General features: G+C 43.6%; 23 protein-coding genes and 4 pseudogenes. 13 read left to right on the top strand and 14 right to left on the bottom strand.

Features of this window, described 5'->3' with window-relative positions; translation table 11 throughout:
* Window positions 1-110: 110 nt before the first annotated feature.
* The 3 genes from F6K38_RS02690 to F6K38_RS02680 all read right to left on the bottom strand — a co-directional run bounded on the left by F6K38_RS02690 (window position 111) and on the right by F6K38_RS02680 (window position 1320).
* A complete protein-coding gene (locus tag F6K38_RS02690; protein WP_008179916.1) occupies window positions 111-584 on the bottom strand; it encodes a hypothetical protein in 474 nt (157 codons plus the stop codon).
* Window positions 585-612: 28 nt separating this feature from the next.
* On the bottom strand, window positions 613-873 hold the full coding sequence (locus F6K38_RS02685; RefSeq protein ID WP_287257238.1) for a hypothetical protein: 261 nt from the start codon (window positions 871-873) through the stop codon (window positions 613-615).
* A 90-nt stretch (window positions 874-963) separates the two neighbouring features.
* Window positions 964-1320 carry an ISAs1 family transposase gene (locus F6K38_RS02680; protein WP_287356009.1) on the bottom strand — a complete coding sequence of 119 codons (357 nt, stop codon included), beginning with the start codon at window positions 1318-1320 and terminating at the stop codon, window positions 964-966.
* Window positions 1321-1401: 81 nt separating this feature from the next.
* Between F6K38_RS02680 and F6K38_RS02675 the strand changes: the two are divergent.
* Both F6K38_RS02675 and F6K38_RS02670 read left to right on the top strand, forming a co-directional pair.
* Window positions 1402-2007 (top strand): annotated as a pseudogene (locus tag F6K38_RS02675) (helix-turn-helix domain-containing protein); the annotation flags it as partial.
* Between the two features lie 185 nt (window positions 2008-2192).
* A pseudogene (locus F6K38_RS02670) lies at window positions 2193-2675 on the top strand (transposase); the annotation flags it as partial.
* Here the strand turns inward: F6K38_RS02670 and F6K38_RS02665 are convergent.
* Window positions 2595-2846, bottom strand: coding sequence for a transposase family protein (locus tag F6K38_RS02665; RefSeq protein ID WP_502709561.1), 252 nt, complete (start codon window positions 2844-2846; stop codon window positions 2595-2597). The pseudogene F6K38_RS02670 and the gene F6K38_RS02665 sit on opposite strands and share 81 nt — an antisense overlap.
* Window positions 2847-3205: 359 nt before the next feature.
* Between F6K38_RS02665 and hemJ the strand changes: the two genes are divergently transcribed.
* The 4 genes from hemJ (at window position 3206) to F6K38_RS02645 (ending at window position 4951) form a co-directional block, all read left to right on the top strand.
* Entirely contained in the window at window positions 3206-3787 is a 582-nt protein-coding gene (hemJ, locus tag F6K38_RS02660; protein WP_008179923.1) for a protoporphyrinogen oxidase HemJ, read from the top strand.
* Window positions 3788-3992: 205 nt separating this feature from the next.
* Window positions 3993-4340 (top strand): hypothetical protein, encoded by a 348-nt coding sequence (locus tag F6K38_RS02655; protein WP_008179925.1) that lies wholly within the window; start codon window positions 3993-3995, stop codon window positions 4338-4340.
* 34 nt (window positions 4341-4374) lie between these two features.
* The gene (locus tag F6K38_RS02650) at window positions 4375-4545 is read left to right on the top strand and encodes a hypothetical protein (RefSeq protein ID WP_154659683.1); all 171 of its coding nucleotides are present in this window, start codon (window positions 4375-4377) and stop codon (window positions 4543-4545) included.
* Window positions 4546-4558: 13 nt separating this feature from the next.
* Complete coding sequence (locus tag F6K38_RS02645; protein WP_008179929.1) at window positions 4559-4951, top strand: hypothetical protein; 393 nt, start codon at window positions 4559-4561, stop codon at window positions 4949-4951.
* A 386-nt stretch (window positions 4952-5337) separates the two neighbouring features.
* On the opposite strand, the gene F6K38_RS02640 is transcribed toward F6K38_RS02645, so the two are convergent.
* From F6K38_RS02640 to rimI, 6 genes are all read right to left on the bottom strand, one after another.
* Window positions 5338-5580, bottom strand: coding sequence for a DUF4327 family protein (locus tag F6K38_RS02640; RefSeq protein WP_070395448.1), 243 nt, complete (start codon window positions 5578-5580; stop codon window positions 5338-5340).
* Between the two features lie 821 nt (window positions 5581-6401).
* Window positions 6402-8162 (bottom strand): glycoside hydrolase family 3 N-terminal domain-containing protein, encoded by a 1761-nt coding sequence (locus F6K38_RS02635; protein WP_008179932.1) that lies wholly within the window; start codon window positions 8160-8162, stop codon window positions 6402-6404.
* Entirely contained in the window at window positions 8159-8557 is a 399-nt protein-coding gene (rbfA, locus tag F6K38_RS02630) for a 30S ribosome-binding factor RbfA (RefSeq protein WP_071106699.1), read from the bottom strand. The genes F6K38_RS02635 and rbfA overlap by 4 nt, the downstream gene beginning before the upstream one ends.
* A gap of 85 nt (window positions 8558-8642) precedes the next feature.
* A complete protein-coding gene (locus F6K38_RS02625) occupies window positions 8643-8846 on the bottom strand; it encodes a DUF751 family protein (protein WP_071106700.1) in 204 nt (67 codons plus the stop codon).
* A 354-nt stretch (window positions 8847-9200) separates the two neighbouring features.
* Complete coding sequence (locus tag F6K38_RS02620; protein WP_287265798.1) at window positions 9201-11669, bottom strand: ATP-dependent Clp protease ATP-binding subunit; 2469 nt, start codon at window positions 11667-11669, stop codon at window positions 9201-9203.
* Between the two features lie 140 nt (window positions 11670-11809).
* Window positions 11810-12403, bottom strand: a complete 594-nt coding sequence (gene rimI / locus F6K38_RS02615) for a ribosomal protein S18-alanine N-acetyltransferase (protein ID WP_229420234.1) — start codon at window positions 12401-12403, stop codon at window positions 11810-11812.
* Between the two features lie 73 nt (window positions 12404-12476).
* Between rimI and lysA the strand changes: the two genes are divergently transcribed.
* The 3 genes from lysA to uppS all read left to right on the top strand — a co-directional run bounded on the left by lysA (window position 12477) and on the right by uppS (window position 15748).
* Window positions 12477-13898 (top strand): diaminopimelate decarboxylase, encoded by a 1422-nt coding sequence (gene lysA, locus F6K38_RS02610; RefSeq protein WP_287296166.1) that lies wholly within the window; start codon window positions 12477-12479, stop codon window positions 13896-13898.
* Window positions 13899-14081: 183 nt separating this feature from the next.
* The gene (gene cdaA, locus F6K38_RS02605; protein WP_008179944.1) at window positions 14082-15002 is read left to right on the top strand and encodes a diadenylate cyclase CdaA; all 921 of its coding nucleotides are present in this window, start codon (window positions 14082-14084) and stop codon (window positions 15000-15002) included.
* The gene (gene uppS / locus F6K38_RS02600) at window positions 14999-15748 is read left to right on the top strand and encodes an undecaprenyl pyrophosphate synthase (protein WP_044492301.1); all 750 of its coding nucleotides are present in this window, start codon (window positions 14999-15001) and stop codon (window positions 15746-15748) included. The genes cdaA and uppS overlap by 4 nt, the downstream gene beginning before the upstream one ends.
* A gap of 45 nt (window positions 15749-15793) precedes the next feature.
* Here uppS and F6K38_RS44010 read toward each other — a convergent pair.
* Window positions 15794-17056, bottom strand: a pseudogene (locus F6K38_RS44010) (RNA-guided endonuclease InsQ/TnpB family protein).
* Between the two features lie 549 nt (window positions 17057-17605).
* Between F6K38_RS44010 and F6K38_RS02585 the strand changes: the two are divergent.
* Entirely contained in the window at window positions 17606-17803 is a 198-nt protein-coding gene (locus F6K38_RS02585; RefSeq protein WP_131827220.1) for a hypothetical protein, read from the top strand.
* Here the strand turns inward: F6K38_RS02585 and F6K38_RS02580 are convergent.
* From F6K38_RS02580 to F6K38_RS02570, 3 genes and pseudogenes are all read right to left on the bottom strand, one after another.
* Complete coding sequence (locus tag F6K38_RS02580; protein ID WP_008179948.1) at window positions 17800-18072, bottom strand: DUF3143 domain-containing protein; 273 nt, start codon at window positions 18070-18072, stop codon at window positions 17800-17802. The two genes, F6K38_RS02585 and F6K38_RS02580, sit on opposite strands and share 4 nt — an antisense overlap.
* A gap of 198 nt (window positions 18073-18270) precedes the next feature.
* Entirely contained in the window at window positions 18271-18885 is a 615-nt protein-coding gene (locus F6K38_RS02575) for a J domain-containing protein (RefSeq protein ID WP_287356006.1), read from the bottom strand.
* 218 nt (window positions 18886-19103) lie between these two features.
* A pseudogene (locus F6K38_RS02570) lies at window positions 19104-19481 on the bottom strand (O-antigen ligase family protein); the annotation flags it as partial.
* A gap of 341 nt (window positions 19482-19822) precedes the next feature.
* On the opposite strand from F6K38_RS02570, the gene F6K38_RS02565 reads away from it, so the two are divergent.
* From F6K38_RS02565 to F6K38_RS02555, 3 genes are all read left to right on the top strand, one after another.
* Complete coding sequence (locus tag F6K38_RS02565) at window positions 19823-20278, top strand: DUF6335 family protein (protein WP_008177584.1); 456 nt, start codon at window positions 19823-19825, stop codon at window positions 20276-20278.
* Window positions 20279-20628: 350 nt separating this feature from the next.
* On the top strand, window positions 20629-21468 hold the full coding sequence (locus F6K38_RS02560) for an excalibur calcium-binding domain-containing protein (RefSeq protein ID WP_287250374.1): 840 nt from the start codon (window positions 20629-20631) through the stop codon (window positions 21466-21468).
* Window positions 21469-21749: 281 nt separating this feature from the next.
* Window positions 21750-22919, top strand: coding sequence for an RNA-guided endonuclease InsQ/TnpB family protein (locus tag F6K38_RS02555; RefSeq protein WP_287356005.1), 1170 nt, complete (start codon window positions 21750-21752; stop codon window positions 22917-22919).
* Window positions 22920-22959 lie beyond the last annotated feature (40 nt).

Here is a 22959-nt window from a genome sequence, read left to right as displayed (position 1 = left end):
TCCTCCCCGGTCATTAGACACCAGGGCTGTTTCATTCTCTAGAAAATAGAAGATAATCAGATATAATTAATCTTAAGTACAAAAACTGAGGATATATCTCAAATTATGGCTCATTGTCTTGATGCAATAGCGAGTGGGGGAAACCACGGCAGTCGCTCATGGGGGAGACCACGGCAGTCGCTCATGGGGGAAACCCCCAAGACCGCGCTGCCTCCCCAAGACCGCGCTGCCTCCCCAAGACCGCGCTGCATCGCTTCACTGATTGCTGCCTTGATAGAATCAAAGCCATGTGCTCGAAGAAGAGTTAAAACCCATGTTTTGAGCAAAGATAAGTTTAAAGGAGCTTGTCCTGACGTTTGCGGACTAATATCTTCTTCATAGATGACGTCTTTTACCCAAGGTCGAGAATTTTCAATGAGCCAATGTCCTCTAATTCCATTGGCCAAACCACGAGATAATGGTGGTTTTGAACAAAGATAATAACTGATGCTTCTATAAGTCTCATTTCCACGAGTTCCACTGCGTTTGAAGTTACCGTAAGGTAGTGGAGCCAAAATCTGCCAAGTTTTAACCCTTCTATGCATAGCCTGCCCACCATAAAGGCTCCACTACCTAAGGTTTCGTCTCAGAGACTTTAATCACACAACCAGCTCCAATCCATTTGGGGTCAAGGTTTTCGGGTGGATCAAACACTTCAATAAGACGATAAGTATTACGGTTTCTAGTTTTTTCATAATGGGTCACTTTTTGTCGTGGTGTAAGCTGGTTTGATTCCGTTTCTATTTGTTGATATAATTTGGGTTGATTTTTTTTGACTTTAACTAGATAGTCATTCCCTGACTCGACGATGGCTGCCAGAGTTTTTTTTGACAATGAAGAGCATCAAAACTAAAAACTACGGAGATGAAACCTTGAACAGTGGAGCCTTATTACAAAAGATTTAACCCTTTTCTGCATAACCGATCACCCATAAAGGCTCCACTGTTCTACGGGAACTTCAAAACCTGTTAAATCTAATAAGTCAATTAATTCTCGAACGACGTAAATTTCGCTTTCCTGTTTGTTCGACATCATTTTTACCCCTAAGACTAATCTTCTTTGATGAGCAAAAGCCGAAACACAACTGATCAAGTTTTGTTTCGCGTTATCGTAGTTACTAACAGTATTTTTGAGGCTCTTCCCATCTATGGATATCCATTCTGAAGAGGGAATAACACCATAGTGTTGACTCCATTTATTAAATACAAGTTGGAGTTCTTCGTAATCTAAATTAACCATGACTCTTCTGATCACTGAATAAGAAGGAACACGAGCATGCATGAATTTGAAGTCTATAGCAACCCTAAATAGCTTGTAACAGATATAATATAAATATTACTCTTATTATACAAAAAATAAAATATGAATATTATAGATGAATTATCAAATTTTATTAATCAAACAATAGAGCCCAAAGAAATTAAAAGAGCCATAGCAGTTAAAATGATTCTCCAAGGAAAATCTTATCATGATATTCAAGAATTATTACAAGTTTCTCATGGGTTTATTAGTAAATGGAAAAATCAAGCAATTTTTGAGGGTGTAGACAGTTTAAAACTTAAATATAAAGGAAAAAAAAGTTACTTAAAACCCGAAGATAAAGTTAAAATAATTCAGTGGCTTAAAAAAAAAGACTATCTGATATTATCAGATTGAAAAAATCATTTACTTCATGAATATCAGGTGGTGTATAAGTCTGATCAAAGTTACTATTCTTTATTCAAAGAAGCCAAAATAAGTTGGAAAAAGACTCAAAAAAAGAATCCAGCAAAAAATGAAGATTTAGTGGAAGCAAAAAAAGCGATGCAGCGCGGTCTTGGGGGTTTCCCCCATGAGCGACTGCATCAAGAAGAAGAAATTGAAAATAAATTAGAAAACTGGCACTCGGACATAAAGGCACTTAAGCTTGCAGTGTTTATGATTGATGAATGTCATCTTCTCTGGGGAGACCTGTTAGGTTATGCTTGGGGAAGAACCAGGGTAAGCGCAAGAAAAAATTGCCCATAATGTGCATTGGCTGGATATCGGTTGATCGTGGCTCGAAACCCCTATAATCTCGTAGAACTTGATTCTCAATAGAGTTTAATAGTTGAGAATGAACCCAGTTTTTTCTCAATAAGCTACAGCTTATTGATTCTTGCGCTTACCCTGGGGGAAGAACAGATAAAAGAATACAAGTCCCTATTAAAAATCAAAAAGATAGACAAACATATTACGGAGCATTAGATTATCAAAATCAAGAATTTATAATGAAAGAGTATTCGGCGGGAAACACAAAAAACACTATCAATTTTATCAACTATTTACAACGCCAAAGACCAGGGAAGAGATTAGCTATATTTTGGGATGGTGCCAGTTATCATAATTCTCAAGAATGGCGAGAATATTTAAGTAAAATTAATCAAGATTTATTAGAAGAAGACTGGCTAATAACTTGTACAAAATTTGCTCCTAATGCTCCGGAACAAAATCCGGTAGAAGATATTTGGTTACAAGGAAAAAGTTTCTTGAAAAAATTTTATCATATTTGCAGTTCTTTTAAAAAAGTAAAGTGGTTATTCAAGTTTTTTACTGATGGTCAAATATTTGATTTTCCCAAACTTTTTAAGTATGGAATTTTGCCACAACCTATTTAGGATTGCTATATTAATCAATTCCCTTCGATGACGTTCCACAAATCTACCTAATTGTCGATAACCCCAATAACCACTCATCATTCCCATAATTATGATTAGAAGCACCAGCCAGAGAGGATGACGAAGACCATGAGGATCTCGATGATCAGGTATTTGTTTGAGATAGTCGATTAAGCTTTTTTCGATGATCCATGGGATATAAGGGAATTTAGCCCGGTTTTTCCGGCTATTGCTTCAATATACACCTTTTTGCTCTATAATGAAACAGCCCTGGGTCATTAGACACGGGCTTTCCTGCTACCTAGATCTTTATGAGATAATCGTAAGCATTTAGCGATCAGCTCTGGTCTACTAAGCTTTTGAAGCCAGGAAAACTTAGGCATTTGGCTGAGGACAGTGAGTACATGATTATTCCTGGGACTTCCCTCAAGAAGCTGATAGCTGATACGCGACACGCGCTATAGCTGAAGTCATGAGGGTAGACACTGCTGAGCTGCATGACGCTGTTGTAATAATGGAGGACACAATCTATGGCTTATTTCTGGTTCAAGGCGTTTCACTTCATTGGTGTAGTGGTTTGGTTTGCCGGTCTGTTTTATCTAGTGCGTCTGTTTGTCTATCATGCAGAGGCTTCACAGGAGCCGGAACCTGCCCAAACCATTCTCAAAAATCAGTATGAGATTATGGAAAAACGTCTCTATCACATAATTACTACCCCAGGTATGGTGGTAACGGTAGCGATGGCAATTGGTTTACTGGTCACAGAACCAGAAGTGCTCAAGCAAGGTTGGTTACATATCAAGCTGGCTTTTGTAGCCCTTTTACTGGTCTATCATTTCTATTGCGGTAGGATTATGGGACAGCTGGCTGCCAATCAATGCAGTTGGACTGGTCAGCAGTTCCGTGCTCTCAATGAGGCACCTACTGTCTTACTGATGGTAATTGTTTTACTGGCAGTGTTTAAGAACAGTTTGCCTACAGATATTACGTCTTGGTTAATTCTTGCGATGATTATAGCAATGGCTGCCTCAATTCAGTTGTATGCCAAAAAGCGGAAGCGGGACAAAGAGAAAAGCTTGGCTACCACGTCCCAAGCAGAGCCTCAGCTTTGATTATCAGCTTTGATTAATAGTCATTGGGGACCGATGTTAGTCCCCACAGGAAAGTATAATAAGGGCTTAATGTTTTTGCCCTGGAAGTTTACCGTTAACCGTTGACGTGAACTGCATCGGCTGGGTCACATGTTTTGTTTATTTTTACCGACTTAACTTATCAACCACCATTAACAAACAATCCATAACATCTTAAAGTTGCCTTATGTCCGCTATACCACTTAAATTAAATCTTAATGATGGTTCGGTGTCTTTTCCATTCACCGCCGATGCTGCCAAAAAATTGCAACGTCAGCTTTACCAACTGATGCAGAGTCTGAAAGCTGCTGCTCAGGTATCTAGTGGTGGTAGACCCAAGCCTCAACAACCGATGGAGTACCAATTTACTGGGGATGTCTTTCTTGAGATTTTCTGCAATCCCAATATCTATCCTTCTCCGTTTGCTGCTAAAGTCTTAATTACCCTCAGAGATGATCGCATCCGCTTGAGTACGGAAGCTGAACTGACTCGTGTAGTAGAAGATGTTAACCTGTATTTGGAACAAGTCAGCTGAAGGCTGGGGTGTCATTTCCAGCAATTGTTGTCCCGTGACATCCTGCCTAATGTCTCTCAAGAAACTAAGGTCAGAGGCAACAGGTGGGATAGGGGCAACAGACGGAGATGGTGAAGATGGGGAAGAATTTGTTAACCGTTTCGGCTCTTCCATAGCAGATGCACTGCACGTCCGTGGGACGTCCTTAAGAAAAAATTTATGGTAAATCGTTAGTATAAATGAACTCCAACAATCTCCTGGAATTACTGCAAACTGGGTTTCGCGCCTCCTTGGGGGCAACAGCCTCTTTCGTTGAAACCCTGCAAGACCCTCAAAAGCGTGAAGAAAGTCTGGCTCAGTTTCAGTCAGATTTCAATCAACAGGTGACTGAGTGGGCGGAAAAAGGAGAGACTACTGAACTTGAAGCCCGACGTTTTATTGAGCAGATGTGGAATCAACCAGGTAATCCCGTGGGTACACCGACAACTGGTACCTCCAGTGATCCTGCTGCAGCATCATCTAGCAATCCTGTTCAGTCCAATGCACAGGATGATATTGAGGAACTGACAACACAACTTGCTGATCTTCGTAAGGAGTTAGAGGAATTGCGTAAATCAGACAGTAATAGTTAGATTGAAATAGTTAGATTGACACGGAGCGTGAAAAAACTCAGGTCTGAGTGGGAGACTAAAGTGGGAGACTAATAGCCTAGAAATCAACCACGGGAAACAGAAACTCCGCTCAATCTCTGACATTTCTGTTCCCATCTAATGGATTTACCCACTCAGGGCTGAGATACCATCAACTCAAGGCTTTTGATTACAAATGGCAGCTTTGTTACTCCCCAACACTATTCCCTGAAGTTTGCTGATATATACTCAACCGCTGACGGTTGCCCAACCCATCTAGTAAGTCACTATAGCCTTTATCGGTGGCATTGATGGGGTTTTGTTAGTTACCTACTCGATCGCACTTTTTTGTCTTAGGATCAGCTTCTATGCCGTTTGACTGAGGTCGCTTAGTCATTTTCCCATTGTTGAGAACCGATCAGGTCAGCAATACGGTCTCTTAGCAGGAATTCGCACTGCTCTAGCTCACACTCCACACACAGCCATTCTCGAGCTGGAATATATTGGCAAAGAACGTAAATGGGCTGTTGACGACTGACAAATCCTTTATCCACTAAGCGACGTGCTTCGTCTTGGATCACATCGATTGAATAACGGATAGAAGGGGTAGATGGCACTGTGTTAACACTCATGGATATCTTATCAGCTTGATCTAAAAAACGGGGATACGATTATATTAATCCAAATTTACTTACTGTGAAATAAAATTATTTCAGTATAAGAAGTTACCATTGACCAAGATTTGTTGATAAGGATCTTCCAATACTTTGGGCAAGTTGTCAAAGTCTAACCCATGGACAGCTAAAATGCCTACTGGGTTATGACTGAGCCATTGGTCATTGGCTGTAGGAGCTACCTTTCTCTCAAACCCCCTGTCTCTCTAAGGACTACCTGGCTGCCAAACCCGTCTGACCACCCCCAGATACCATTGGTTAAGTAATCAGAATATGGGATATATTTTATTGGCTGTTTGTTAAATAAAGCTTAAATCCTTGCTTAGGGTGGGATAGGGGGCGAGTACTGTGAAAGCTGATCAAGTCTCTCTTTATGCAAAGCGCGAGTGGGGGAAACCCCCATGAGCGCACCGGTAGTCGCTCATGGGGTGGCCTCCTTTGACCGCGCTACCTCGCTGCATCGCTTTAACAGAGCTGTCCGCCTTAACCCACCCATATTCATTACTCTAGCTGTCTTAAGATTTACTTTATAAATAGTCTCTTAATAATCCGGGGATGGGGGATAGGAGTACAGCTGGAATTATCGGTGGTTTTCTATATTGGATTGGTGATTTTGTCAACTCCTATTACTTGACCAGGGCTATATGCTTCTGTTATACTAGTGGTTATTTTAAAATGTCTAATTACTATAGGTTTTGGAGTAGTTCATCTTCATCTTGTCCTCTGCTCAAGCTGTAGAGGGGCAAATTGGCAAAAATTAGCTTAAAACTCCCTAAAAATTAAATAAATCTCACAAAAGTATCTATTGTTGAGCTTTCGGGTAACAATGCTTTAAGAGCGATCGCTTGAGCTGCTGGCATCTGCCCGTAAGAAAATACATATGGTGTTTCCGGTGGCAACTCTGGCAGGAACTGCTCTAACACATAAGGACTACCGTAAATCACGAGAGCTTGTAAATCCCCAGTTTTCAACAACATCTTAAGCCATGCCCTAGCTACTGCTGTCAATCCAGCACTACCCCGAAACGGGTTACCTCGGATAAATAGCTGTAGCAGAGTAGTTTTAGCACCAACAGGATTATCGACTACTTCCGAAGGTAGGGTCGTGTGACTATCAACCAGTTGGAGTTTGTAACCCAGCCTTCTTGGTAAAGCGACTGCTGGTGTATGCTGTCCCAAAAAGTCACAAGCTAAGAGATCATCGACCAAAATTAGATTACGTAACGGTTGATTACTGCTGCTGGGTATTGATGATAAAGCTAGAAAACCTCTAGTTATCTGGGAAGCCTGGAGAATATCGGCTACAGTCGTGATTGTGGTTGGTTGAGCTAGTTGCGAGAGCCAATTGGGGTTGGGTTGAAATGTTATCGGTTGTTGAGCTGGATCATCGTCTAAGCCCGACTCCAGGACAGGTTGTGAGAGGGGGTTTTGTAGAGATGCTATTTGTTGTGCAGTGGAGTGTTCGTCTAAACCCTCTCTTTGAGAGTGATAGCCCACTTTACGTTTTGCACGACTTATGCGCTCTACTGATGCCTGAATCCGCTGCCGTGAGATCCGTCCTTGTTCGACTGCTTGACAGACTGCCTCAATTGCTGTTTCGGGATTAACGGGCATCAAGAGAATATCAGCACCGGCTTCTACAGCCATGACTGTGGCTTCATCGGCACCATAGCGATTAGCAATTGCCCCCATCACTAGAGCATCAGTCACAATCAGTCCTTCAAATCCCAAGTCTGTGCGCAACAGTTGAGTCAAAATTCGCTCAGAGAGGGTGGCGGGGTGTTGGTCATCCCAAGCTGTAATTAGGAGGTGAGCGGTCATGATGGCATCTACCCCAGCAGCGATCGCATTGGTAAAGGGAGGCAATTCAACCGTAGCTAGTCGCGGTGGTGAGTGGGGCAAGATTGGTAAATCCAGATGGGAATCTGTCGCGGTATCGCCATGACCGGGAAAATGCTTGGCAGTGGTTAAGACTGGATAGGGTCGGGTTCCTTCGATAAAAGCAGAAGCCAATTGGCTAACGATTTGAGGGTTATCACCAAACGACCGGACATTGATAACAGGATTTTGGGAATTGTTGTTGACATCAACAACTGGTGCCAGGATCCAGTTAATCCCAATGGCCAACGCTTCAGTAGCGGTGATTTCTCCCATAGTACGGACATACTGCAAAGCTGGCTCAGGATCGTTTTGGGCAATGGCTCCCAGTGCCATCGGTGGGGGAAACCAGGTGGCACCGGCAAACCTTTGACCCACACCTTCTTCAATATCAGCAGCGATCAGTAAGGGAATTTTTGCCCACTCTTGGAGTTGTTTCGACCTAAGGGCGAGTTCCACAGCACTCCCGCCTAGTAAAATAACACCCCCAATACCCAACTCTTGCAACCAACGCTGCAATTGCTGGGCTGGGGGTTCCCAAATCGGATACTGAATTTGGTGATCAAATAGGTAGCCGGATGCTCGAACCACTACCATTTGCGCCACCTGTTCTGCTAGGGAAAGGTTATTTAGATCAGGCAGTGACTTTGGGAGAGAATTCAAGCTTGTGCTCCAGAAATATCGTCTTCGAGTTGCTTGCTCTGGCGTTCTTGAGAAAGCTGATTCAGTAAGTTCAGCATCTGATCGCCTCCTTCGAGACCACGGTCTTCAATAAACATGACCTCTGGTGTGCGGCGCAGGCGAATCCGCCGACCTAGTTCTCGGCGGACATAACCTGTAGCTGATTTTAATCCAGCCATTGTTTTAGATCTTGCCTCATCAGTGCCATAGATACTGACATAGATCTTAGCGTGCTGCAGGTCGCCAGAGACATCAACGTTGGTAATGCTAACCATCCCACTACCGACCCGGTCATCTTTGATATCGTTAAGCAACATGTGACTAACCTCCTGTTGAATTAGGGAGGAAACCCGATAAACACGGCGATTTGTAGTCATGACGTTCCCTTTGTTAAAGTATGGGCATCATCGAAAGCTGCGCGCACCTAGTCTAAACCTAGTCTAAACCTAGTCTAAACCTAATCTAAACCGGACTGAAGCCGAGCATGCCACGTAGGGTGAAAACCAAGAATAGAGAAACTCCCACGACTATGCCAATTAATGCGATCGCAGTTAGGGGGCGGTTCAGTAGTGGTTTTACCAGCAAAAACAGGGAATAGAATATCCCTAGAGTAATACTGATTAGATAGCGTGGGTAACGAGATACATTTTTAAAAAAGTCTTCCATTATCCTATAAACTATTATCGTGCCATTTTTAATACGTAAGCATTCAGCTATCAACCCTTAGCTATCATGACTCATCAACAGGAGGTAGTAAACAAGCTGGGGGGTGCTGGTATCGCTGGTTGAAAATCCCTGTTCGTTTTACTCATCCGACCCCGTGTAGTTAAAGCGCTTGCTAGCTGATAGCTGATAGCTGACGGCTGATAGCTTACTTTAATACTGGTAGCACTTTTTTAGCTTCTTCCGTACTTATTCTGGTAATTTGTAATAAACAATGCCAAAAATTTCCCCCCTCTTAGTAAGGGGGGATTAAGGGGAGTTAGCACAGGATAATTAGGGGCTTTACCCTACAATCACTTACTCAACTCCTTGAGGCAAAAGCTCTCGGTTTTCCTTACGACTGACTTGCACCTTACCTTCTTCATTGACATCAACAAAGGCAATATCTCCTTCCTTAATGCGACTGGACAGAATTTCTTCTGCCAGCACATCCTCCAACAACCGCATGATTGCTCGGCGTAATGGTCTGGCACCGTAGCTGGGGTTGTAACCCTCTTCGATCAAACGGTCTTTGAATTTATCGCTTACTTCTAGAGTAATGCCTTGTTCGTACAGACGACCAAACACTTCTTTTAACAGAATCTTGGCAATGTCCTTGACTTCTTCTTTGGTCAACTGACGGAAGACGATAATCTCATCTAAACGATTCAGAAACTCTGGGCGGAAGTACTGTTTAAGTTCTTCGTTCACTAGATTCCGAATTCGATTGTATTGGGATTCTGCTTGATTATCGCTGAACTCGAAGCCCAGTTGTCCGCCACCCTTTTCAATAACCTTGGAACCGATATTCGAGGTCATGATCAGCAGGGTGTTCTTAAAGTCTACCGTCCGACCCTTGGAGTCAGTCAACCTGCCATCCTCTAGGATTTGCAGTAGCATATTGAACACATCTGGGTGTGCCTTTTCAATTTCATCGAACAGCACTACTGTGTAAGGACGACGTCGCACTGCCTCAGTTAGTTGACCACCTTCGTTGTAGCCCACATATCCAGGAGGCGAACCTACCAACTTACTTACCGTATGGCGCTCCATGTATTCGGACATATCTAGGCGAACCATGGCTTCTTCAGACCCGAAGAAGTAAGCTGCCAATGACTTAGCTAATTCTGTCTTACCAACCCCTGTAGGTCCAGAGAAGACAAAACTGGCAATAGGACGGTTGGGATTCTTTAAGCCTACCCTTGCTCGACGAATTGCTCGGGAAACGGCTTTAACCGCATCTTCCTGACCAATCAGGCGCTGATGCAGGGTATCTTCCATGTGCAGTAGTTTCTCTGACTCTGATTCAGTCAGTTTTTGTACCGGCACACCAGTCCAAGAGGCAACGATGTGAGCAATGTCCTCTTCATCTACAACTGGGCTTTCATCAGTACCCCGAGATTCGCTCTTCTTGCTTTGGGCAATTGAGCGAATTTCCGCCTTTATTTCCATTTCGCGATCGCGCAGTTCCCCAGCTCGATCAAAGTCCTGGGAGCGTACCGCATCATCTTTTTCTTTGAGGACCTGACGCAGTTCTTTATCTAGCTCTTTTGCTGCTGGGGGCAACTGGGAGTTAATCAAACGCACTCGGCTTCCTGCTTCATCGATCAGGTCAATGGCCTTATCTGGCAGGTAACGGTCGGAAATATAACGGTCTGAGAGGTTTGCTGCTGCTTCGAGAGCCTCATCGGAAATTTTCAATTTGTGGTGTTGCTCGTAGCGCTCCCGCAAGCCGTATAGAATCTCAATAGTTTCTTCTACTGACGGTTCACCGACCATTACTGGTTGGAAACGACGTTCTAGGGCTGCATCCCGCTCAATGTGTTTGCGGTACTCATCCAAAGTTGTCGCTCCAATGCACTGCAATTCTCCCCTTGCTAAGGCTGGTTTGAGGATATTTGCCGCATCAATTGCCCCTTCAGCTGCACCTGCACCAATCAGGGTATGAACCTCGTCAATCACCAGGATTACGTTAGATGCCTGACGAATTTCATCCATAATTTTTTTCAGGCGTTCTTCAAACTCACCCCGGTATTTGGTTCCAGCAACCAGTAAGCCAATATCGAGGGTAACGACTCGCTTTTCTTCCAAAATGTCTGGAACATCATTGTTAGCGATTCGTTGGGCTAAGCCTTCTGCGATCGCAGTTTTTCCTACCCCTGGTTCTCCGATCAATACTGGGTTATTCTTGGTACGGCGTCCCAATATCTGGATTACCCGTTCTATTTCCTTTTCCCGTCCTACTACTGGATCTAGCTTGCCTTCACTAGCCATCTGGGTTAGGTTCGAGCCAAACTCATCGAGAGTAGGAGTCTTTGTACGACCTTGAGAGGCTCCTGCTGTGACTTCCGCCGTTTCACCCAACATTCTGATAACTTGGGTTCTGACTTTAGACAGGTCTACTCCTAGGTTTTCCAAAACCCTAGCCGCTACGCCTTCTCCCTCCCGTATTAGCCCAAGTAGCAGATGTTCTGTACCAATGTAGTTATGGCCTAGCTGGCGAGCTTCTTCTAGGGATAGCTCCAGAACCCGCTTTGCTCTGGGGGTAAAGGGGATTTCGACAGCAACGAAGCCGGAACCCCTGCCAATAATTTTCTCAACTTCAATCCGAGCGTCTTTGAGATTTACGCCCATAGATTTGAGGACCTTGGCAGCTACGCCAGTTCCTTCTCCAATCAAACCCAGGAGGATTTGCTCTGTGCCTACGAAATTATGACCTAGGCGACGTGCTTCTTCCTGAGCCAGCATGATCACCTTAATGGCTTTTTCTGTAAAGCGTTCAAACATGGCGTATTCCCATCACCTGTTGCATGCCCGTGTAAGCTGATTCTAGCACAGGTAAATCAGCCCACTGTTGATTTTTACACAACTCGCAGCAATTGAAACAGTTATTTACTTACTTCCCAGCCATTTCTGGCGATTAGCCATTAACCAATTTCCAGGTCAATCTCTGCCAAGCGCTGTTTAATTTCCTCGTAACAATCGGCCATTGTTTTTTCAAATTCAGGGGTTTTCAGACCCCCTCGCCATAAAATCAGAGCATCCTCCCCAGTATCTTTATAATATTTCCTACGTCGTCCAGCTTCAGTAAAGCCGAACTTTTGGTAAAGAGCCAGTGCTGCTTGATTAGATGGTTTCACCTCTAAGGTTGCCCACTCTAAATTACGCTGTTTAGCATCTTGTAGCAATGAATAAAGCAGTAATTGACCCAAACCTTGACGTTGGTAGTCAGGATGCACTGCCAGAATAATAATATGGGCTTCCTCCAAAATTGACCAAAAACAACCTAAGCCTACCAGGCAATTGGGTAATGAGGTGATGGGAACACCTGTGCCTTCAAGCAAAGTTGGTTTTTTGCCCCCTTTTGGAGGAGCTTCCAAAGCCAACAACTGACTGTTGGGGCTATCCAACTCTCGCTCGTAACCCGACCGAGTCCAAAGTCCACCAAAACACAGCTGATCTAGTGCCACTGCGGCACTTAGGTGCTCTGCTTTGAGGGGTTTAAGTTTTAAGACAGTCACAGCCTTCAATTGTACACTGATTAACGAGACGCAAGTTCCAACTGTAAAGCAAAATCAGGAAAATAATTACATAATGCTATCGACTCAACCCATTGAGGTTCACAATTCAGGGCTTCAGTATCTCGATTCATCTATCACTCCAGACTCAAACAATGGTGGATCAAACCCCTCACCGAATCAGCAACTGCTACCTCTAACCGCCAAAGTCAACAGCCGTGACTGCTTGGAAATTGGTGGTTGCGATGTGACGACTCTAGTCGAGCAATTTGGCTCCCCCCTTTACATTGTGGACGAAGTAACCTTTAGAACTGCTTGCCATCAGTATCGGGAAGCCTTTGCTAACTACTACCCCGGAGAATCCCTGGTTCTCTACGCTTCTAAAGCCTGGAATTGTTTAGCAATTTGTGCGATCGCAAACTCTGAAAGCCTCGGAATCGATGTGGTTTCTGGTGGTGAACTCTACACTGCTCTACAAGCTGGTGTTAGTGCTGACAAACTCTATTTCCATGGCAATAATAAATCTACCAGTGAACTGGAACTAGCTACCGAGAGTGGCTGCACCATCGTAGTGGATAACTGGCTGGAGTTAAAATCCCTGGCTTCTTTACCACAAGAGAATATCCGGATCATGATTCGCTTGACCCCAGGGATCGAGTGTCACACCCACGATTACATCCGCACTGGTCACCTAGACAGTAAGTTTGGCTTTGATCCCGATACCTGGGATCAAGTTTTTACCTTTATCAGCCAACACCCAACCCTCAACTTTGTTGGTTTACACGCCCACATTGGCTCTCAGATTTTTGAGAGGCAACCCCATCAAGATCTGGCGAAAGTGCTAGTGGAGTGTATTGTTAAAGCGGCTGACTACGATTTGCCAGTACAAGAGATAAATGTAGGAGGAGGCTTAGGGATTTGTTATCTAGAATCCGATGACCCCCCTAGTATTGATGATTGGGTCAAGGGAGTCTGTGACTCCGTTGTTGCTGCTTGCACTTCTCGGCAACTCGTCCTACCGAAACTGCTATCGGAACCCGGGCGTTCCATTGTTGGTCCAGCCTGTGTCACCGCCTACACTTTGGGTAGTTCTAAAGTCATCCCCGAAATCCGGACTTACTTGACAGTTGATGGAGGTATGTCAGATAATCCGCGTCCCATTACCTACCAATCCGTTTATCGCTCTGTCGTTGCCAACCGGATGTCAGCTCCCCTGACCGAAAAAATCACAATTGCTGGTAAACATTGTGAATCAGGGGACATTCTGATTAAAGATGCCACCCTACCTCAAACTCAGCCAGGAGATATTTTGGTGGTAATGGCTACTGGTGCCTACAATTACAGCATGGCATCTAATTACAATCGGTTACCCAGACCAGCAGCAGTTTTAGTCAAGGACGGAGAAGCCCAAGTGATTGTGCAGCGGGAAACTTACCAAGATTTAATTCGCCTAGATCGTTTGCCCGAACGACTCAGACCCAGAGCAGAAATTAGCTAAAAGCTAAAAGCTAAAAGCTAAAAGCTATTGGTTGTTGGTTGTTGGTGGTTGACTTTTGGGTAACCGCCAATCATTAACCATTAACCATTAACCATTAACTTTTTAAGAGCTAATCACTTGGCTGACGCTAAAATCAAGCCAGTTCGACTCCATCTCCATCCTTAATTCTTTCCTGAACGTTCAATGCCTCCGTTGCCGGGTCCTGTTACTGACCATAGCTGGGCTCAGTCATTGTTGCTTCACAGCATCGATGTTGGGTTGGTTCTAGCCCTTACTTATCTTGTGCTCCTCATCATTGGGGAGCGCCGCACATTATGGATGGTTCGAGGGCTAATTGTCCTGATGTTAGCCGCAGCAGTAAGTAATAGGTTAGGGTTGACGCTATTGAGTTTTGTGCTAGAAAAGTTGGTGGTTGGCTCAGCTGTGGCAATGGCTGTCATCTTCCAATCAGAGTTTCGTCGATTTCTTGAACAGTTAGGTAGAGGAGAGATTGTGCAGTTGTTTCAAGGACAACGACGTCCCACTCCTAAGCCTGACAGTGTAATCAATGAAATCGTAGACGCGGTCAAAGAGTTGTCTCAAAATCGAGTTGGCGCTTTGATAACTTTAGAAACTAATGGTCCAATTGATGAGCGGGATGTTTCTGTACCGGGTGTTCAGCTAAATGCTGAAATTTCTAAAGAACTACTGCAAACCATTTTCCAAACAACTACGTTGTTACACGATGGAGCGGTATTAATTCGTGGCTCTCGGGTTGTAGCTGCGGGGGTAATTTTGCCTCTTTCTGAGCGCACAGCCTCTCGGAAGCTGGGGACCCGCCATCGGGCTGCGATGGGAATTACAGAACGTGTCGAAAATTGCCTTTGTATTGTTGTATCTGAAGAGACGGGTTCAATTTCTTTGGCGGAAAAAGGAGGATTGTACCGACCACTAACTAGCACAAAACTCAAACAATTGCTAGAGGAACGATTTTCCCCAGTCGTGGATCGTGAGGTAGTTGCTCCAGGTCTACGCAACCTAGGTCGCCAATTCAAGTCCCAGGGACGGGTGCTAGTTTCACGTTTCCTCCGTCTTCCATCATCAACGTCTCAAGAGAAAAAATAACTGCTATGCAAACTATCCTAAACAAATTACCAAGCGACCTTTCACCAGACCGTTTGCCTAGGCATGTGGCAGTGATTATGGATGGCAATGGTCGCTGGGCAAAACGCCGAGGACTACCTCGGGTTATAGGACATCGGCAAGGGGTGGAGGCTCTCAAAAAACTACTTCGTTGTTGTGATGATTGGGGAATCAAAGCCCTGACCGCCTATGCATTTTCTACAGAAAACTGGGGACGCCCCTTAGAAGAGGTGGAGTTTCTGATGACCTTGTTTGAGCGGGTTTTGGCTAGAGAACTTCAAGAAATGATGGAGGAGAATGTTCGGATTCAGTTTGTGGGAAATTTGACCGCCTTACCGCAATCGTTGCAAGCACAAATTGAGCACTCTATGAATGAAACTCTCAATAATACTGGCATTCAGTTTACTGTGGCTACTAACTACGGAGCACGCCAGGAAATTATACAAGCCTGTCGAGCCATTGCTACTCAGGTACAGCTTGGTCACATCCAACCAGATGACATTGACGAAGCCCTATTTTCACGCCATCTCTACACTGCCAATGTCTGTGACCCAGACTTGCTAATTCGCACTAGTGGGGAAATGCGCTTGAGCAATTTCCTGCTTTGGCAAATGGCTTATGGGGAACTTTACATCACAGATACCCTATGGCCGGATTTTGACCGTGGACAGTTTCACCGTGCTTTGTCTACTTATCAGCAGCGCGAACGTCGGTTTGGAAAAGTCTAAGATTGACACTCCCTCACTAAATCACGCGATTATAGTGAGGGATTCTTAAGAGCATAAAACTCTTAATGGCTGAGCCAAACAGCCTCTAAACCCTCCAATAAAATCATCAGGCTTACTTGTATGTTTACGAATTATGTTTAATGCTCCGTTGCAATCGGCGTTGATCAGCCAACCTTTACTAGTCCGGTATAATCCACGCTTTATTCTTTTCCCACTGAATGTGTAACTTTTGGGGTTATCAGCATTCCATACAGGCAATTCATCTTTATCCAAGCTAGATGCTTTACTGGTGTAAGATTCCTCCTGTTCGATCAACTCAATCCCATACCGTTGACAGAGGCTTTCCAGCTTGTATTTGAACATATAAATCGGAATTTGGGTGAATTTTTGATTGTTTCGCTTGCCCATATTGACCCTCTGTTTTAGGTCAGGGTTGTACCCGATAACAATCTTGCTGATTTTGTTCTGTCTGCACCAACTTACAACATATCTAGCGGCTTTTTTGGTAAAATCTCTGATTTTGTGATTACGTTTTCTTAATAGCCTAGCCTGTCGATTGGTTAAGGTTTTAATACCTTGCAAGTCCTTAATAGACTGAAGTTTGGCGTTGCGTTTGTTATAGAACTGATTCTCAGACTTGATTCTTTTACCGTCAATAATAAATGACTTCTGAGTAGTACTAACACACGTAGCAAAATTATCAAGCCCCAAATCTATTCCTAAGACCTCACCAGTTTGCTCAACTTGGGTTTCAGGGTCATCCTCATAGCAATAGCAAACATCGAAGTACCTAGCGTTCTACTTAGGAAGAACTCGGATTTCTTTAACTGTTTTAGATCTAAGCCTTTCTGGAATAGTAAACTGAACTATTCCATAGTCTTTTTTGAACTGGCGAGACATAGGGACAGTAAATACCCAGTTTTTTTCCGGCAGTTTACTCCAGTCACGCTTCCTTATAGGGATAACAAGAATGAAGTACCCGTCTTTGGGAAGGTAATTTGGAATCTTGACTTTTTTCTGGTAACCGACCTTAGATTTAAGTTTGATCAGACCAAAGAAAGACTTAAAGGATCTATCAACAATCTTTAAGGTCTGTTGAGCAATATCAGTCGGCAATAATTTGTAGTTTTCATTATCTTTTGAGTGGTGATAATTACTTTCGTATCGTAGATGTTTCCGTTCTTGAAAAAAGTATTGACGGACATTATAAAGTCCCACATTGAACATATTTTTGCTCAAGTGACACATCTGCCTGAGAGGATCAGACTGTTGCTTGTCCAAACGAAGATTATTAACTTGAGTTATCATTCAGTATTCCCGCTCCCGACACTACTATTATAGCGGGAATCTACAGAACACGCAACAGATCCAGTCTCCAATTCCCAAGGGTCAGAAGTTACCCCAGCGAGCAATCCCTCGCTGGGGCAGCCTTTATGGTTGGGAGGCTTGGCTGAAAAGGGTTAAAACTTTGAGGCGCGACCCATGGCGAATTTAATTCGCCTATGGAAAGCGCGCCTCCATGATTAAGGCTGCCTTATTTTAAGGTTTCGTCTCCGGGCTGTTTGGGTCACCTGCGGGAGCACTTTATACGCCCCGTCTCCCGCGCATGAAGCGCGGGTATAACGGGAGTCCCCTTGGAGTTGAACGATGGTTATAGGTTTTTTAGTTGCTCGCCTTTGGCGTCCCTTGTAGGGTAGGTTTTTTCGTTAAAGGTTTTTTAGTTGTTCGCCTTTGGCGTTACCGTAGAGTAGGTTTCAGGTTCAAGGTTATAGCTGATAAAAGCTATAGCATTTCTCATAGTTATGAGGTACATTCAATTTTCATTGACCCGACTCCCTACTCCCTCAAACCCAAAGGGTGGGGTACCTCACCCCATTGAAAACTGCTATAGTTGGAACATTCAACCTTCAACCTTCTAACCTTCTAACCTTCAACATTAAACCTTCAACATTAAACCTTCAACCTTCAACCTTCAACCTTCTAACCTTCGCCTTTCGGCCACGCTACGCGAACAACCTTCTAACTTTCAACTCAAGCAGACCCTTCACCGACTAAGGACCACAGAAAACTGCATCTTCTATATCTTTGCGGCTGAGGGAATACTTGAACGATCGTTGAATATCTTGTCCATCTTCCCCAGACTTGAGGTAGCGCACGATTAACTCCTCTACCTCAAGGCAAAGTTCTGCTTTCCAGGTAGGTCGATCAACACGCCAGCAATGTAGATCCTTACTGTCTTGTTCACATCCTAGTCTTTTCAGCCACCTCTCTATTTCAGGTAGAGGGTGGTTATACAAGGGGGTATCACCTGGCGGAAGTGTCATATCGAGTCCGATTAACTATTTATAATTATTGGTGGTACATCAGTATAAAATTTAAAATTGTCAATGGTCACCTGACAATTTTAAATTAACAATTAACACAATTAAAATTTATGGTATCAACCCTATTATAAGGGATTAACCATAATTATAAGGGATTAACTATAATTAATATTCTAAGTTATTCTTGATCAGTTATTCTTAGGAATGGTTTATCTGGAGATTTTGGGCTGATTGGTTATTAACCGGTATTTGACTATCCAACTTAGCAGGTTTCGCCTGTTGAATAGAATTAATCTGGGGTACGGTAAGCAAATCATGACCACTGGGTTTAGAAATTAGCAGAGCAGATTCACCTTGGGTTAATCCAATAGCTATCGCTAGTAGTAAGCAGCCTAAAAAGGTTACTCCTAAAATGAATAAGACAAAAATCTCCCCAGCTGAAAGGGGGCGGTCAGTGGGATCAAGGTAAGCTGAGGACGAGGATCTTGGTGGCTTTTGATTAACTGGATTGTTTAAACTAGGGGGTGGCTGAATAACATTGAGGCGGGAATAACCAATTTTTTGGTCATACATTGCTCGTCGCTCTGGATTACTCAGGGTAGCATAGGCTTCGTTCAGCTTTTGGAATTTAATCGTGGCAGTTTCAGTGGGTAAGTCGGTTGTATCAGGATGATAGCGCTTACTGAGTTGCCGATAGGCACGTCGGATAGCTATGGGTGATGCACTAGGGTGCAATCCCAGTATTTCGTAATAGCTCGTGGGGTTTGAGCTTTGGGGATTCCTAATGTTTTGTCTGACCCGATCTTTTGCCACCGCAGTTTTATCCTAACTGGTTAGACAACGCTTTCGATTATTGTGACATCTGGAAGGATGCTGAGCTTTTAATCCTCACACAAAACCCGACAATTCCGGTAAACCAAGGTTAACTTCGTGTATTCTAAGGAGCATGGGAGCGGTTATCCTGACTCGTGCTTAGACGACTCCTTTTCAACTAAGGTTTAGCCAATTCCCTTATATAGAACTCAGGTAGGTTAAATGTGACATGCCACGCCACGAATTGCTGACAACAACAGCCACCCCAAGGTATTAACCCGAAAATCAAACAGAGTTACATCCAGCAGATTGAATAGAGTACAGCTGCCAAAAGCCACCAGATAACTGAACAAAATTAACTTGTCTTGATGCCAATCTTGTCTAGTGGTAGGGGTCGCAACGGTTGACCAAAGCCTTAATAGTTGGATACCTTGAACCATAATCGAGCCAACTAATCCACTCAAGATCAGTGTGCCTGGGATGCCAGTTTCAGCAGTCAACATTAGAGGTAGATTATGGGGATGACCAAGCCAGACTTCCATTTGTGACTGGTAAAGAGGAGTGAAATTGCGTAACCCCCAACCCAACCAGGATTTTAACCTAAAAAAAACTCCTAATTTTCAATGCTTAAGCTAAGCTTTAAACAAAGCGATCCATCACGTTTTTAAAACGTTAATGTTCAGGGGAAGCAGCCATGATTTCTAGGTGGCCACCATTGTAGCTAAGGGCTAAGCAGCGATAAGTTTACAATTTATTGAGTAATGTTTCATAGTTTTGCTAACTGATAGCATAGCGTTATATTCCTGATAATGCTGGGGTGAAGGGAGTGATGGTGATGGGGAGAGTGCTTGTGAATTTTAATTATTTTAGCAGTATAATTTAATTATAAGGAGAATTTTAATGAATCAAACAATGACACTAATCAGGAGTAACGATTATGAAAGATTACAAGAACAACGATGTAGTCAACTCTTATGAAATTGTCAACCGAGAGGAAGGGTATACTCACAACCGTAATACTGAAGAAGTCTTGTTAGCAGACCTGACTGGAATAGAAGACCCTGACCGGATTTTTGAGGGTGTGGTTGACCGTGACACTGGGATGGGACGCACCTTGGAGAAGTTGAGAATTAGCAAACTATCCGGTGGCAATGTGACCGGTGGCGATATTTATGATAATTGGTATCAGGCTGAAGTAGTGGGGGAAGAAGCAGTTGGAGGACAAACGCCCACTCCTGACCAAAATGTAACTGAAGACTTGCTGGAGTCCATGGGGATTTCTTCAGTTGATGGTGAAGCTGTGCAAACTCGAGACAAGTTAGAGGTTCGTGATCACCTCCGCTGGGAGCTGAACCCTGAATCTTCTGAAGATTACTCCGAGCACTCGAAATAAGGTACTGTTGGCAACGGATGGCTTAACGGATGTCAGGGATAGGGAGAGGGATTGATGTTTTTTTGGGGATTATTTTGGGAATTGATTAGTTTGGGAATATCGGGACTTAAACCATAAAAAACGTCTAAAAGAGGGGATATTTGCTGCCAACCTTAGTTTTCCCCTCTAGTTCAATCCCGATGAATCAGACAACTACCGCAAAGGAAACAATGATGATTTATACTAAAAAAAATTCTGGTAATTTCCTGGCGGTTTTTGTGTGACAAAATACTACAATTGAATTATGTAAGGGGCTTGAAAAATTAGACAAATTCACGTAAAGTCATTAAAGTAATCTCAACCATAGAATAGTGAAACAAATTTTCCTGAGAAGCTTTCAAGCTTTTGTGATGACAGTTCTGTTGATGCTTTCGATAGTAGCATCACTGACTAGTTACCCCGATATAGCCCTAGCCCAAACAGATTCTAACATCTCCAGCCCTGGTTCTCAGGTTGAAATCCTACATCCAACTGCTTTTGTTAACCTAAATAATGGCTCGTTCACACCTAATTTTGGAGCTGTAGCTAACATTTTCAATGGCAATGGACTGACTGGTAGCGGCACGGAACTGGATCAACTCCACGTAGCTGGAGGAAATTCAGCTAACTTTCTCTCAGCTAAGCTAAATCATTGTGCAACCGCAGCTGATGTCAACTTTGACTTTGACTTTGGCAGCCCAGTCCTATTCAATACACTAGCCCTCTGGAATTACAATGCTTTCAATACAACGGCAACTAATCGGGGCATCAAAGACTTTATCTTAGTTCTCTCTAACAATTCAGATTTTAGTGATCCAGTTTTTGAATCTTCAACCCTAACTCTGCCTAAAGGACCTGCAACCAATATTCCGGCTACTATCTTCTCTTTTCCTAATGTGGAAGCTCAGTTTGCCAGAATCGATGTTGTCTCCAACTATGGACCGACAAGTCTGATTGGCTTATCTGAGGTTCGTTTTGCCAAGATGGTTAGTAACACAACACCTATCTCGTCTCCTGTACAACCTGAATTGCCCAATTGCGTGAATTCAGATTGCAATTGTTCAGATTTCAGTACTCAAGCTGAAGCCCAACAGGTGCTTGATGCCTTTCCCGGCGACCCCCACCGGCTAGACCGTGATAAAGATGGTATCGCTTGTGAGTCACTGCCGTAAACAAAGTGATTGTATTTTGGGTTTTCGGGAGTTTCACAGTGACTTAATGTGATCCGGAGGCACCCCACCAAAAAGCCCTAACCTACTACACCAGCACTACCCCGACGAGTTAACTTTTGGGGGGTTTGGCGGGCTATAAGTCCGCGCGCGAAATCTTTGATTTGGCGTTGGGATACATGGACAAGCCAAGCCAATTGAAACCCTCGATGGGGTGATAATTGGCAATCGGATAAATAGTCTAACAAGACGGCAATATTTGTTAGACTATTTGTATGGAAAGCATGACTTACACATATCGCATTCATCCAGATATCGACCAAGAAGCAAAGATGCTTGATTGGCTCGAACAATGTCGGCGTGTTTATAATTACGCACTACGACAAAGAAAAGACTGGATCAATAGCCGTAAGTGTAGAGTTGACGCTTGTAGTCTCAGGCAGGAATATATTATCTCTGCTGACGAACCATATCCTGACTACTACAAACAACAGAACGCACTGACAGTCGCCAAGAAAAGCATTCGTGAATTTCAGGCTGTACATTCTCAAGTCCTTCAAGATGCTCTCAAGAGACTTGATAGAGCATTTAAGATTAGACAACAGAGACAGTTTGGGTTTCCACGCTTCAAGAAGGTTGGACGTTATCGTTCGTTTGTATTCCCTCAGTTCAAATCGAATCCGATTACTGGGTGGCAAATCAAACTCCCTAAGATTGGTAAGATGCCGATTGTTCTGCATCGAGCTATTCCAAAAGGATTTGTTATCAAGCAGGTTCGAGTCCTGATGAAAGCTTCGGGGTGGTATGCTCAACTGATTTTGCATTCTGACATATCTATCCCCGATCCGATGCCTCATGGTGAACCCTTGGGTATTGATTGGGGGATTTCCAGTTTTGTCGCTACCAGCCAAGGTGAATTGATTGATAATCCTCGGTTCTACATTCAGTCTCAAAGCAAGCTTAAATGGCTGCAACGCAGATTGAGTAAGAAACAAAAAGGAAGTAAATCTTATCAAGCTTTGACACACAAAATATCTTTGCTGCACGAAAAGATTGGTAATCAGCGAAAAGATTTTCACTACAAAGTTAGCCATCATCTTTGCCGTCAGGCAGGAAGGATCTTTGCTGAAGATTTGAACATTTTGGGATTGAGCAAAGGTATGCTTGCCAAGCACGTCTTGGATAGTGCGCCTGGTCAATTCTTGAATATCTTGGATTGGGTTTGTCGCAAGACTGGGACTTACTATCAAAAAGTTGATGCTAAAGGCAGTAGTCAACTTTGTCCTGAATGTGGGGCTGATGTGCCTAAAGACTTGAGTGTCAGAATACATAGTTGTCCAGAATGTCAGATCGTCATGCCTCGCGATGTGGCTAGTGGCAAAATTATCGTAAATAGAGGTATTGCAGCCGTTGAAGGTCTAGCGGTCAAGCTGGGTGTGGAGGAAGAATCGTAGGATTACCAATGAAGCACCAAGTTCTCGCAAGTTGAGAAGC

Origin of the sequence: Moorena sp. SIO3B2, from assembly GCF_010692525.1 — a bacterium.
GTDB lineage: Bacteria > Cyanobacteriota > Cyanobacteriia > Cyanobacteriales > Coleofasciculaceae > Moorena > Moorena producens.
This window is presented reverse-complemented; position numbering and strand designations above follow the sequence as displayed.